The sequence below is a fragment of the Sphingobacteruim zhuxiongii genome, assembly GCF_009557615.1.
GTDB classification, from domain to species: domain Bacteria; phylum Bacteroidota; class Bacteroidia; order Sphingobacteriales; family Sphingobacteriaceae; genus Sphingobacterium; species Sphingobacterium zhuxiongii.
On sequence record NZ_CP045652.1, the window covers coordinates 2,275,252 to 2,289,755 of the forward strand.

The 14,504-nt window shown below is 40.7% G+C and carries 10 protein-coding genes; 5 read left to right on the forward strand and 5 right to left on the reverse strand.

Translation table 11 applies throughout. From position 1 onward, the window contains the following. Positions 1-63: 63 nt before the first annotated feature. From GFH32_RS09715 to GFH32_RS09725, 3 genes are all read right to left on the reverse strand, one after another. Complete coding sequence (locus GFH32_RS09715) at positions 64-1,236, reverse strand: FecR family protein (protein WP_153511426.1); 1,173 nt, start codon at positions 1,234-1,236, stop codon at positions 64-66. A gap of 62 nt (positions 1,237-1,298) precedes the next feature. Next, positions 1,299-1,889, reverse strand: coding sequence for an RNA polymerase sigma factor (locus GFH32_RS09720; RefSeq protein WP_153511427.1), 591 nt, complete (start codon positions 1,887-1,889; stop codon positions 1,299-1,301). 455 nt (positions 1,890-2,344) lie between these two features. Beyond that, positions 2,345-3,934 carry a Na+/H+ antiporter gene (locus GFH32_RS09725; protein WP_317162858.1) on the reverse strand — a complete coding sequence of 530 codons (1,590 nt, stop codon included), beginning with the start codon at positions 3,932-3,934 and terminating at the stop codon, positions 2,345-2,347. A 455-nt stretch (positions 3,935-4,389) separates the two neighbouring features. Here GFH32_RS09725 and GFH32_RS09730 point away from each other — a divergent pair, with 455 nt between their 5' ends. From GFH32_RS09730 to GFH32_RS09745, 4 genes are all read left to right on the forward strand, one after another. After that, complete coding sequence (locus tag GFH32_RS09730) at positions 4,390-7,395, forward strand: SusC/RagA family TonB-linked outer membrane protein (RefSeq protein ID WP_153511428.1); 3,006 nt, start codon at positions 4,390-4,392, stop codon at positions 7,393-7,395. A 20-nt stretch (positions 7,396-7,415) separates the two neighbouring features. Beyond that, complete coding sequence (locus GFH32_RS09735; protein ID WP_153511429.1) at positions 7,416-8,945, forward strand: RagB/SusD family nutrient uptake outer membrane protein; 1,530 nt, start codon at positions 7,416-7,418, stop codon at positions 8,943-8,945. 31 nt (positions 8,946-8,976) lie between these two features. Further along, the gene (locus tag GFH32_RS09740; RefSeq protein WP_228384103.1) at positions 8,977-10,479 is read left to right on the forward strand and encodes a DUF4886 domain-containing protein; all 1,503 of its coding nucleotides are present in this window, start codon (positions 8,977-8,979) and stop codon (positions 10,477-10,479) included. A 910-nt stretch (positions 10,480-11,389) separates the two neighbouring features. Further along, a complete protein-coding gene (locus GFH32_RS09745) occupies positions 11,390-11,980 on the forward strand; it encodes a riboflavin synthase (protein ID WP_153511430.1) in 591 nt (196 codons plus the stop codon). Between the two features lie 31 nt (positions 11,981-12,011). Here GFH32_RS09745 and GFH32_RS09750 read toward each other — a convergent pair whose 3' ends face one another. Then, positions 12,012-12,953, reverse strand: a complete 942-nt coding sequence (locus GFH32_RS09750; RefSeq protein WP_153511431.1) for a hydrogen peroxide-inducible genes activator — start codon at positions 12,951-12,953, stop codon at positions 12,012-12,014. Between the two features lie 349 nt (positions 12,954-13,302). After that, a complete protein-coding gene (locus GFH32_RS09755) occupies positions 13,303-13,614 on the reverse strand; it encodes a hypothetical protein (RefSeq protein WP_153511432.1) in 312 nt (103 codons plus the stop codon). Positions 13,615-13,686: 72 nt separating this feature from the next. Between GFH32_RS09755 and mazG the strand changes: the two genes are divergently transcribed. Then, positions 13,687-14,490, forward strand: coding sequence for a nucleoside triphosphate pyrophosphohydrolase (gene mazG, locus GFH32_RS09760; RefSeq protein WP_153511433.1), 804 nt, complete (start codon positions 13,687-13,689; stop codon positions 14,488-14,490). Positions 14,491-14,504: the final 14 nt, after the last annotated feature.

Consider the following 14,504-nt stretch of genomic DNA (forward strand, 5'->3'; position numbering starts at 1 on the left):
GTTCTTTTTGAATAAGCTTGGCTAGCTTAATTCATCATAGGCATCCTCCTTTTCTCCATTGTATTAGGTCTTTATAATTTTTAATGTCTTTCTACCTGCCTGCTGATACAGTTTAAACTTTACGCCGCTGCGCTCCAATATTTTGAGAATAGCACCCAAAGATTTATGGCGATCTATAACCCCATAAAAAGAGATATCAGATAAATTACCCTCGTAAAGGATATTAAGGTCGTACCAATCTGCGAGTTGCGAGAATGCTTCATGTGCGGATATAGAATCGAAATAGAATAGTCCATCTTTCCATGCAATCGTTGCTTGGGCGTCAACCTGTTGTTTACGAATGCTCTCGTTGCTCATGAGGGCTTGTTCATTCGGTTTTAAAACTAACGTCTCTGGCTGATTCTTGCCATCCTGAGCGACGCGTACAGCTCCCTCGATCACTGTAGTTTTCTTTATTTTCTTATCGGTGTAAGCTGATATGTTGAACGCGGTACCTAAGACCTGAATCATTCCGCTCTCAATCTTTACTTGAAATGGTTGCTTGGCATTCTTATGTACTTCGAAATAGGCTTCGCCTGTCAGACTAACCTGTCGATAGTTTCCAGCGAAGTTTAATGGGTAGCTGATCGAGCTATTAGCATTTAACCAGACCTTGGTGCCGTCGGATAAGGTTAAGGAGAAGCGAGATCCAGCAGGTGTGTTGAGTGTTACTACACCAGGCGTTATCGCTTTAGCTGATTCTAGAGCCTGTGTGCCATCTGCATATAGTAATTGACCATCTCTTAAGATTAGTGCTGATTGTGCTTTCTCGAGCGGAATTTGACGCCCATCGGATAAAGTAAGATAGGCAGCCCCTGTAACCGGATAGACGGTATCGGCTTGCATGGTTAATTCGGGTTCCAAGACTTCCTGTCGTACAGCCGGTTTTTCAGTTATTGGCGTTGTATTGAAATACATAACCATCAGTAAGGAGGCAGCAAGTGCAGCTATAAACCATAAATAATTTTTCCAGGGCTTCTGTTTTGTAGGTTTGCTGTCTATGCGAGTACGAATGTTATGGAGCATCTTTAGCTTTACATGATCGGATTGATGTAAATCATCAACCTGTTCGGCATGTGGCGCCTTTGTGAGTCGATCATTAATCCATTGATTCAATTGATTTAACTCTTGGGCACTGATGTCGCCTTGCAATAGTTTTGCAGCTAATGATTCAATCTTTTCTCGGTTTAATGACATTATTGGCGCTTGGTTTTAATAATAGTCAATGAGAAATGAGATATGGGTGTATCCCTAGGAAATTATTTTTGCTGTAGCAATAAGGATATTAAGACGGGGATAGCGATGAGTAGGTCTTTTCGAAGCTTTTTATTTGCATTTTTCAAGTGCATCTTCACGGTATTATCACTAATTCCAAGCTGTTCCGAGATGGAACGTACGGTCAAACCCTCCTCCGCACGCATCTTATAAACGACTCTGCATTGGGTTGGAAGATTATTTATACTCTGAGAAAGCTTTTGAAATAGTTCTTTAGCAATAAACTCTTGTTCGGGATTCAAAGTGTTGATATAGTCAGCTGAGATATCTGCGCTGCTTAATGCCTTACGACGATTAATTCTAGCAAGGCAATTGATGCTTTGGTATTTGACCGCGACAGAAAGGTATGTGAGTAGTGAATGGTTTAAATCAAGTGTCGCCCTACGTTTCCATAAGCTTACAAAGACATTCTGAACGCATTCTTCTGCTTCTTCCGTATTCTCTAATAAATTATAGGATGCAAAGTAGAGACGATCCCAATATTGATTGTAGATCATTATTAGGGCCTCTTCCTGATTGTCTTTTAACTTGGTTAATAAATCAGCTTCAGAAAACTGGCGAGCGGTCGGTTGCATGTTTCTCTTTTTAGCAGAGAAATAAATATAGGGATTTATTGAGAGATAACGCTTTCGGTAGTATAATTTAATAATTATTTAAAATTGAGGATATATGCTAGAAAATAGATATTAGATAATAGATATGAGATTTTAGATATATATCAGGAAGAAGGTCGAGGAAATCGTTGCTACGTTGAGTTTGGTGGTTTGGAGAATCGTCTGTTGCTGCAAAGATAGCCGTCGAAGGTTTCGGTAGAAAAAGGGCTTTCGCGGCATAAATGCTCACTGCGTTCCGCTTTATTCCACGTCCCTTTTTCTGCCGACCTTCGCTGGCTCTTAGTGGCCTAACAAAAGATTCACCATGAAACGCGACGATGTCTTGGTAGCTATTAGATGTGAGATTTTAAATTTTTGTGTGAAGATGATTGGGATTACATGGGTGTTAAGGGATAGTTTAACTCCTTCTTAGGAAATTAAACATATTTGAGTCTTTCTTCTTCCAAATCAATTTGATAGATCTGTTGTCGGATAATCTCTTCGTCAAATTCTGCTTCCTTGTTTAAGTTGGTTAGGTACATGCGCTGTTCGGCGAAGATATCGAGCATAATTCTACGGGCTTTATCATCCATCCAAGAACTGTCCTGTACTTTGGATTGATCTTCCCAATGCCTTAAAATACGTTCTATGCCGATATGGCCAATGTACTCTTCCTCATAACGAGCTTTGACGAAATTGTATACATGTTGCTTTAGCCCTATTTTCATTCGTAGGCGCGTAGATTGCTCGCGTTCTTCATCGCTTTCTAAGCCGACAAACAACTTCGTCTTATCAATCAGGTAAGGCAATGTTAAGCCTTGAACAACAAGCGTTAATAGAATAACAACAAAAGTTATAAAGAGAATTAAGTTGCGATAAGGAAAGGCTTCCCCATTAGGAAGTGTGAGCGGGATTGCCAATGCAGCAGCTAGGGAAACCACGCCCCGCATGCCTGTCCATCCCATCAGCAGTGGTGTCGTCCAACGCCTCTTCGAGAATTGTTGACTATGAGCGACTTGCGGACGAAATATAATTGTTGCCAGCATCGCGGCATAGGCGGACAACATTCTCGCAACAATGAGAATAATAGTCACTGCGACACCATATCCTATTGCTGTTGAAAGGGGCATGCCATGGGAACGAATTCCTGCAACGATCTCTGGTAGCTCTAATCCAATGAGTAAGAATACCATCCCATTGAGCAGAAATACAAAACTCTCCCATACACTATAGCCTTTCAGACGGCTGCTGCTAGATAGAAAATTTAATCGTTTATAGGATAATAAGAGTCCTCCTGCAACTACGGCCAGTACACCTGAGCAATGGAATTGCTCTGCCAGCCAATACATAAAATACGGTTCGATTAAGGTGAGCGCAATATCAGATGGAGCATCAGTTGATAAATGCTTGTGTATATATATAAAAATCAATGCAATAAGCAAACCAATTCCTACACCACCGACGAGCATCCATAGAAAGTCAATACTGGCTTCCTGCCATATAAAACTACCGGTTCCGACTGCTACAAGTGCGAAGCGAAAGATAATAAGCGAAGATGCGTCGTTTAGTAAACTCTCGCCTTCCAGTATTGCCTGTGTAGACTTTGGGATCTTTACGAATTTAGTAATTGCCCCAGTACTAACAGCATCCGGCGGAGAAACGATGCCCCCTAATACGAATCCGAGCGCGATACTAAAGCCAGGTATAATCTGATTTGTGATCATTGCTACCATGAAAGCTGTAAAGAATACGACCAGGAAAGCAAAACTTCCGATAATACGCCACCATTTCTTCATTTCCTTGAGTGATACAGACCATGCAGCTTCAAACAGCAAGGGCGGGAGAAAGATAAAGAAGATTAAATCAGGATCGATTTTGATAAGTGGTAGTCCTGGAATAAAACTAATCCCCAGTCCTGCTAGTACCAGTAAAATGGGATATGCAATTCGCAGTTTATTCGCCCAGATTGTCAGAAAGACAATCAATAGGATCAAGCATAAGATGAATGGTAGTAATGTATTCATCATATAGGTTTGCCGCTAGTTTTTCAAGAATCGGGATACTAATTACGATATAATCGATTAAATTTTTCTTAGCCTTTTATTAAATATGGAATTACGGTCGCATATTTGTAGGGAATCATCTACAGAAGGTATGTGGTAGAAACGCTAGTGCACTATCCTACTTGAACGAAATAACATAGAAATAGAACATTTATTGCATTTTTTACTACATCATTACCTCACTTAGCATTTAGTGTAATTTAAACACTATCGGTATAAAGATGAGAGGTGTGTTTATGTGATAAATATCAGGTTATAAATATGTTAAGTAAGTGCAAACTTCCATTTGAGCAGTATGCTTTATATTGATGTAGAGATGTGTTAATGGATAATTTGCAATCAAACGAATACATCACAACCTTTGTTTATAAAGAAACAATACTCGTTCACCTATTTATAAATCTATAAATCCAAATCATATGAAGCATCTATTTATGTTCTTCTGCATTGTATTTGGCATACAACACGCTTATGCCCAGAGCACAATTTCAGGAACAGTAAAAGACGGACAAAGCTCGACAGTCATTCCCGGTGTTACGGTTGCCCTCAAGGGAAAACCGGTGACTACGCAAACCGACGAGACAGGGAAATTCACACTAGAAGCCTCCCCTACCGATTCCATCACTTTTACCTTTATCGGCTATGTTACCAGAACAATGCCGGTTGGGGATCAAACTTTTTTCAACATCAGTCTACAGAGTGCAGACGAGACTTTGGAAGAAGTGGTCGTTGTTGGTTACGGTACGCAAAGAAAAGTTGATTTAACAGGTTCTATTGCGCAAGTGAAAGGAGAAGCGATTGCGAACATGCCAAATGCAAACCCTATTAGCTCTTTACAAGGTAAGGTTGCGGGTTTAACGATTTCTAACTCTGGTACTCCCGGCGGATCACCTACGGTACGTATCCGTGGTGTAAATAGTACCAATAACGCCAACCCTTTATATGTAGTTGACGGTGTTCTACATGATAATATTGACTTCTTATCACCACAAGACATTGAGTCTTTAGATGTCTTACGTGACCCTTCATCCATTGCTATCTACGGTTTACGTGGTGCCAATGGTGTTATTGCGGTAACCCTAAAAAAAGCTGCCCAAGGAAGAACAAGTATTAACTTCTCAGGTTCTGTAGGCTTTGATCAAGTCAATGATCGCATTGATTTAGTGGATGCTGAAGGCTTTAAAAGGCTATATGATATGCAACTTGTGAATCTAGGTAAAGCACCATTCGATTATAGCAAATATACAGCGAACACCGATTGGCAGGACTTAGTATTGAGAACTGCTATGAATACCAATAACAACCTGAGTATTTCTAACTCAACAGAAAAGTCCTCTACACACTTTAGCTTAGGTTATAACAAGCAAGAAGGTGTTGTACGTAATGGGGATTATGAACGCTTTACAGCGCGATTGAATTCCGAGTTAAAGATCTCAGAGCGTGTTAAAATTGGTGGTGATATCTCTGGATCATATTGGAATATGAATTCGACCAATGTGACCCTGACCAATGCTTTATGGTCAGCACCTATTGTTGGTGTTAAATATGATGAGAATACCTACTATGGTATGCCTTCCTTCCAACGTGCACAGGTTGGAAACGTGATGGCTACCTTAGATCGTTTAGATGGCACCTCATTACCACGCGGTTACCGTTTTGTAGGTAGCTTATTTGCTGAAGTAAAAATTATGGAAGGCTTGAAATGGAAATCAACCGTGTATACAGACCTTGGATTCAATAACACTAGAGGTTATTCTCCATTAGCTGCACGTTACATGTATTTAGGCGAAAACGGTGGTGCTGACAGTTTCTTTCAAGACGATCGTGTCTTTACTTCCGTAAATCAAAGGAATGAGGAATTTAGAAGATTCCAACAAGATCATACCTTAACCTGGGACAAGAGTTTCAATGAGGATCATCGATTAACTGCGGTAGGTGGTTTTACGACCGTATTTAATGATTACACCCAACTATCGGGCTCTCGACGCGATACATCAACGAATGTACCTCCAAACTCAGACTACTGGTATTTGGATATTATTAACCAAGATTCGAACCCGAAAGGTAGTTATTCGGGTCAAGGCTCCCAAAACACGTTAGCGGGTGTATTTGCGCGTGCAAGTTATGCTTATAAGAATCGCTACTTATTGAATGCAACAGTACGTCGCGATGGTTCATCAAAGTTTGCTCCTAAAAACCGTTGGGGAACATTTGGCTCCGTAGGTTTAGGATGGGTTGTATCCGAAGAGTCCTTCTTCGAAAATGTTGAGAAGATTAACTTTATGAAATTACGCTTTGCCTGGGGTAAATTAGGAAACTCCAACGGTGTCGCAGACAATGTTTACTTACCAGGACTCGTAAATGCAAATACTGCAGTCTTTGGCGACAATATCTACACCTCGGTAAAAGCAGATTATGTTCCAGATCCTAACTTACACTGGGAGGTTGTTAAGGGTATTGATCTAGGACTTGATCTTAAAGCATTCAACAATAAGTTTAATGCCGAAATTAATCTATATGACCGTACGACAAGCGACATCTTGACGATGTTGACTCTGCCCGCGACAGATGATCGTTATTTCACTAACTTAGGCAAAATCACCAATCGCGGTATAGAGGTTTCGATGGGCTGGAATAACCAACTAGATGAACTACGTTACGGTATTAATGCGAACTACTCTTACAATAAGAATATTGTTAACTCCATTGGAGATAACACCAACTTTAGAGTATTAGGAAATGAGGGTGCGAACGTGACGGAGACAGGACAGCCAATTGGTTATTTCTATGGCTACAAGCAAATTGGAATCTACCAAACTGTAGATGATATCGAGAATATGGCTGTACAACCTGGTTCTGCTCCTGGGGATATTGCGTTTGAAGATATTGACGGCGATGGAGCAATCACTGAAAAGGAAAGAACATACTTAGGAACACCATTCCCTCCACATAATTTCGGTATTAACTTCTCTTTAGGGTACAAAGGATTTGACTTCCAAATTGAAGGTAGTGGAGTTGCTGGCAATAAGATCTACGCACAACGTAGAACACGTAATTTTGCGGATTTAAACTATGAGAGCAATCGTTTGGATGCATGGACAGGTCCGGGCACGAGCAATGTTGAACCTATTTTAGATAACAGTCGCGGAAACAACTACAAGTTCAGTTCTTACTTCTTAGAGCCGGGCGATTTCTTCCGTATTCGTACCATTCAATTAGGTTATAGTTTTAACGATGCCTTGCTTGCACGTACTTTTATTCGCAAAGCGCGATTCTTTGTCAATGTACAGAATTTGAAGACTTGGAGTAAGGTTACAGGTTATACACCAGAAGCAGCTATTGGAAGTATCATTGCTGGCGGTACAGATAATGCGACTTATCCATTGCCAACCAGTTATTCCTTAGGTGTTAATCTTTCATTTTAATTAGTTAAAGAGAATTTACGATGTCAAAATATATAAAAATAGCACTGAGTATAGGATGTTCAATTGTTCTATTCAGTAGTTGTGAGAAGTTTTTAGACACTCCTCCACAAGGAAAATATACAGAAGATACTTATCCTTTTCCAGAAGGCGGATCGCCTTATGATCGTTTTGTATTTTCGGCCTACAATGACCTACGTAGCTATAACGTACATGTCGACGGCTTTGTCAATGCGACAAGTATTCGAAGCGATGACGCTGATAAGGGTAGTACGGCGTCGGATGGTGGTGCTGACGTTATCTCAATGGATAATTTCCCGGTACTGGCAACCAGTGGTCGCGCAAATGCCTTATGGTTAGGTTATTTAGGATTAGTTAACCAAAGCAATCGTGCCATCTATCAAATCGATAGTATATCTAAACAGAATCAGGACGAGCAAATGATGCAACAATCGATTGCCGAAGCTCGCTTCCTTCGCGGATACGCTTATTTCACCTTAGTACGTTTATTTGGACGCGTTCCTAAATTCGATAAATGGGCTTCAGATCCTGCAACCCAAAACAATATTCCACAAAGTACAGCAGCAGAATTATATGCTTTCATTGAGGAAGACTTGAAATTCGCTGCGCAGAACTTACCAGATTCTTGGGACAGTAAATTTGCAGGACGCGCAACCAAAGGTGCTGCCAATGGTATATTAGCAAAAGCGTATATCACACAGAAAAAATGGCAACAAGCCTATGATGCCGCGAATACCGTGAAGAATTCCGGATTGTATGACCTATCGCAGAATTATAGCGATATCTTCTCAGAGAAGGGTGAAAACGGTAGAGAATCGGTTTTCGAAATTCAAGGCACAGCCTCTGCTGATGAAACCACTAAGAATGGTATTCAGTATGCCAATTTGCAAGGTGTACGTGGTTCAGGGAATTGGAATTTAGGCTGGGGCTGGAACACGCCGAGCACTGCATTAGAAGCTGCCTACGAACCTGGTGATCCACGCAAAGCTAGAACCATCTTATATTCCAGTGTGACCGGAAAACCTGGTTTGTCGATATACAATGAAACAATGCCAACGTATCCGTCGGAAGTACCAAATCCGATGTACAACCACAAAACCTTAAGTGATCCTGCGCTGAGAAACAGCGTGAGTCGCGGCTCTTGGTGGATGAATGTCCGTATTCTACGTTATGCGGATGTAGTCTTGATGCTTGCCGAATCGGCGAATGAATTAGGTAAATCAGAAGAAGCACGAAGCTTACTAAATTCTGTTCGCGAGCGTGCTCGTCGTGGCGGAGCTTCAGGTGTTCTGCCTGATGTTACAGATACAGATCAATCGACATTGCGTAATAAGATTCGTCATGAACGACGTATTGAACTAGCGATGGAGCATGATCGATTCTTTGACTTAGTACGCTGGGGAACTGCGCAAAGCGCGCTGCATGCCGCCGGAAAGACGAACTTCCAGAACTCTCGCGATGTCTTATTGCCAATTCCGCAAACGCAGATCGATTTAACTAAAGGTGTATTGACTCAAAACCCAGGTTATTAAGATCCGTCCCAATTATATAAAAATTATGAACATGAATAAGTTATTCACTAAAATATCCCAAGGCCTACTGCTCATCTTGATGATGAGCTTGGCTTTCTCCTGTAAAAAGGATGGAAACCCGAATAAACTACCTGATGCCGATATCTCCCCTTCTTTAGTGGCACCTACCGATGGATACATTCGTATCCTCGCAATCGGTAATAGCTTTTCGGAGGATGCGATCGAATCGCATTTATATGAATTAGCAAAAGAGAGCGGAAAGACAATAATCATAGGTAATCTATATATTGGTGGAGCATCATTAGATTTACATAAAAGGAATATTGAAAACTCCGGTGCGGCTTATGACTACCGTAAAATTGGCGCCGATGGCGTTAAAAAATCTTTTCCGAAGGTATCTATTGAAACTGCCATTCTGGATGAGCATTGGGATTATATTTCCTTCCAACAAGTGAGTCAAAACTCTGGACAACTCCAAACGGTCAAAGATGCATTACCAGCAATCTATAACATCGTAAAGGAGAAAGCCTTAAACCCGAACGTGCAATACGTTTACCATCAAACATGGGCTTATCAGCAAAACTCAAATCATGAAGGTTTTGCTAACTATGATAAAGATCAAATGAAGATGTATCAGGCGATTGTGGACGTCTCTAAACAAGTGAAAGACATTGCCCCTATTAACATTGTTGTACCGGCAGGAACCGCTATTCAGAATGCGCGTACTTCTTTAATTGAAGATAATTTTACACGCGATGGATATCATTTAACGATTCCTTTCGGGCGCTATATCGCGGCTTGTACATGGTTTGAAACCATATTTAAGAAGTCTGCAGTCGGAATGACTTATAAACCGGAAGGCTTATCGACATTCGAAGCATCTATTGCACAAAATGCCGCACACCTAGCCGTATTGAAGCCTTATGAAGTAACGCCAATGACGGATTTTCAAGGTGGTAACGGTGGTCCATTGACAAGTGCCGTGCTTATTGACTTCGGTAATAATGCTGCATCTGAACGTTGGAATCAATTATCTAATTTCTTAGCGGGCACCTCAGCTAGCTTAAAAGATAGCCTTGGTTCTTATACGGGTATCAAAGCAAGCATTACAGAGCGTTTTAACGGAATTAATGCCGATGGCCCGACAAGTACAAGTACGCCTTTAAACATGCCTTCAAATGTCTCTAAATACGCTTATTTCGGGAACTCAAAAGGCGACTTTGCAGGAATGAAGATTGTGCAATCGAAGGTCGAGCTGAGCGGATTGGATAAAGATCAAAGCTATAGCCTATCCTTTTTCGGCGCCAGAGGTGGTGTTTCCGATAACCGAGAAACAAAATATATCTGTACAGGCAGCAATGAGGTTGCTGTCACATTGAATACATCTAGCAACTCGACAAATATCGCTGTGGCCAAAGCTGTAAAACCAGATGTTAATGGTAAAATTACAATTACGATCACCGCAGGTGAGAATAACAATAACGGAACTGGATTTTTCTATATTTCTGCCTTAAGACTAATGTCTGGCAGTTAGATCGGATCATCGTAATGTGAACGTGAAAGGGAGCCTGAAAGGGCTCCCTTTTTATTTAATAAGACTGATAAAATTCTTCCCTTTCTATTAGTTAAACTGAAGACTGTGATATTATTCAGAGGAAACTAGCATGTTCGCAGAACATAAAGCTATTCTTTACTATTGCATTCGTTATAAAGGACTGTTTACAGATAAGGAACTAAACTTCTAGATCAGCGCAAATGATGTTCTAGGTTTTAGTGGAATAAATACATCTTTCTTTCAGCGCTAGACATCATACTCATCATATCATTCAGCGCCGTAATTCGCTTCAAGCAGGTTGTCAGTTGCCGATAGACAAATAAAACACGCAGCACCAATATATAAGCATTTTATGATGTTGAAATTAGCATATTAAAGAATGGATTAGTTGAACAAACGTTCCAATCAGCAGCAGCCACCCTTCCCTATCCTGCTTAACAAATTAACCCTCACTATATGTCTAAACATGGGCTCCAAGAAAAACATTGATAATCAGTTCAGGAAGGTGTAAAAAAAATAAAGCTTGAGACAATCGGGCGATCGCTCAAGCTTTAAATAAAACCTCTTATCGAGGTAATCAACCTAAACCTAAGACAAAGGTAGAAAAATATTCTTGAAAATCGCAAATTATTTATGTAATTAAAGGCTGTCCTTTAACTTAAAAAGATTAATTAGTTGGGAATCAGGGGAATAATTTTAAAAGATAAAGGTTTTCAAACGGGGAGAATGAAAACCTTTAATAACCAATTATAAACCTAAATTATGATGACGCAAAGATAGTGTACATTTTACACAATTGCAAATCTTTTTTAAATTATTTTAATAAGTAGCCCAAACTCGCCTATTCAAGCGCAATAACGTATATTTGTATTCATCAAAAAGGATAGATATGTTCACAGGAATTATAGAAACCATAGGTACTGTTCAGAAGATTGAATCAGAGTTAGCGAACTTACATTTCTACATCAGTTCGGCGATCAGTGATGAGCTTAAAGTTGATCAAAGTGTATCCCATAACGGTGTTTGTTTAACTGTTGTTGAACTCGAACCTGGTGTACATAAGGTAACGGCTATCCGAGAGACCTTGGAGAAAAGTAACCTCGGTTTATTAAAAGAAGGTGATATCGTCAATATCGAACGCTGTACACAAATCGGCGGACGCTTGGATGGGCATATCGTACAAGGCCATGTGGATCAAACCGCTATCTGTATTGCGGCAGAACCACAGGATGGTTCGGTGTTATTTACTTTTGAATACGAACCAGGCCCAAAAAATATAACCGTTGAAAAAGGATCGGTGACTGTGAACGGTATTAGTCTTACTGTGGTTAATTCAGAACGCAATAGCTTCTCTGTAGCGATTATTCCATTTACACTAGAACATACGAATCTGAAAGATCTTACCGTTGGTCAAACGGTGAATCTAGAATTTGATATTATTGGGAAATACGTGAGTCGTATTATGGAGTTGCGGGGGTAAAAGCGAGGGTAAAAGCCCCCCTCATCTATCCTTACAGCGAAAAGCCCATTACCTCTTTCTTTTTTCTCGACTTAAAACGTTCCGGCACGATATTCAATATCTCGTTCTTCAGCGTATTGATAGCGTTCTTCTTCACATAATTCTGTGGCGTCACCAAACTGATTTCTCGAACCGGCTCAGGCGACTTGAAGTAGCGGATATGCTGCATCTGTTCATCATTATAATTGATGATGCTCATCTCGGGCAGAATGGTAATCCCGCCGTTGAGGTCTACCATACGTTTTAAAGTTTCCACGCTACCTGTATTATAGTCGAAAGTACCTTCTATGGAATGGTTATGCTTATAGTTGCAGATGCTCAACACCTGACCACGCATACAATGTCCTTCATTTAGCAACCAGAGCTTGTCGTCGGAAAGCTCATCGGGACCTACAGCCTTCTTGCCGTACAATCCACTTCGCTCAGAAACATACGCAACAAAAGTCTCATAAAATAAAGGAGTCTCTTGAATAGAGGGTTCATGCAGGGGCGTCGACAGAATCCCACAATCGAGGGTTCCAACTTTTAGCTCCTGAATAATCTGCTCGGTAGTATATTCCCAAATATGCAGTTTGAGTTTGCTGTACTTCTTTAGAAAATTGGTGATGACATTTGGCAAGAGATAGGGCGCAACAGTTGGTATCACGCCGATTCGTAGATCGCCGGTCAGCTCTCCCCTTTCTGTTTGCAGCAAATCGCCAATCTTCTTGCTTTCCGTTAAAACGGTACGTGCTTGTTCGATAATTTTCTCGCCGATTTCTGTTGGCACTACCGGCTGGCGGCTACGGTCAAAAATCTTAACCCCTAGGGATTCTTCTAATTTCTGAACTTGCATACTCAAGGTAGGCTGCGTCACAAAACACTTTTCGGCCGCCGCAACAAAACTGCGGTAGGTATCTACGGCGATGATATATTCTAATTGAACTAGCGTCATGCTATAAGTTTTAACTATACAAATGTACAAAGGTTATCAGCATTAAGCGAATACAGGCGTAAATAAGACATTTAGCCAACAAAGAATAGGCAAATCCCGACCTTGATTGAATTCTCCTCACTCATTAATCCAGCCTCAACCGTTTGAGACGAACGAAAAGCGAAGAAGGTACGACTCATCTAGGCCTAAGCTAGGCTTCAACTGCAATGGATATGTATCGGACCGCAGAAAAAAAAGAACCTTTTTTGCCAGAGATCTGATGAAAAGGCGATACTAGGGTACGCCTTCCCTATCTTTGGCAAAAGAGCCGGTTCTTTGGATTGATCAGCATGTAAAAATGCTTCTCCGCTTATCGGCTATTATTCCGGTACCGAAGCTCGAGATCAAGAATAATATCTCTTTTTTTACCTTCAATTAAAGACAAGTCGCCGGCAACAAAAACGCCTTTCTTTTGATTATGGATATTGCGGATTCCATAAACCGTAGACTCATCTGCCGGATCGGTCATTCCTTCATAACGATATAAGTAATCGATTTCATAATCTGCGGCATCTACACTCAGTTCTTCAAATTCAATATTGAAATCGATATTGTATCCTTGTTCTGCTAAATGTGCCAATGCTTTTGAGGCTGATTCGTATTTATACGTTGATTTCTCCATAATGTTGCTTCTTATTTTTATTTAAAAACAGCTAACTTCGCTTATTGTTTTATCAAAAAAAGCAGAAAATCCATGGCTATTATCCCTCCTGCAGCGAAAAACACCCCCGCTGAAGCATTTGAACGATTACTTGAAGTCCTTTATACCCTGCGTGTTGAATGTCCTTGGGACAAGAAGCAGACCATGGAAAGCCTACGTCATTTAACCATTGAAGAAATGTATGAATTGGCCGATGCAATCTTGGAGAATGATATGCCAGAAATTAAGAAAGAGCTTGGGGATATCTTAATGCATTTGGTGTTCTATGCGCGTATTGCAGAGGAGGAAGAACAATTTAATATCGTTGATGTACTCAATGCAATTTGCGATAAATTAATTACGCGACACCCGCACATCTATAGCGATACGGTGGTTGAAAACGACGAGCAGGTCAAACAGAATTGGGAGACCATTAAGCTTAAAGAAGGTAATGCTTCAGTTTTATCGGGCGTTCCTAAAGGTCTTCCAGCCTTGGTTAAGGCCTATCGAATTCAAGATAAGGTTCGCGGAGTTGGCTTTGATTGGGAAGACAAACAGGAGGTTTGGGCGAAAGTTGAAGAGGAACTCGCTGAATTTAAAGCGGAGTTTGATCTTCAAAATGAGGTGATCAATCAAGAGCGGGCTGAAGCGGAGTTTGGGGATCTCCTGTTTTCGCTAATCAATTACGCACGACATATCGGCATCAATCCAGAGAATGCTTTGGAGCGTACCAATAAGAAGTTTATCTTCCGTTTCAACTATTTAGAGGAGAAAGCAAAGGCAGATGGCAAGGAATTAAAGGATATGAGCTTGGCGGAGATGGATGTTTATTGGAATGAAGCGAAAAGCATAAAATAATAGCGAATATCGAT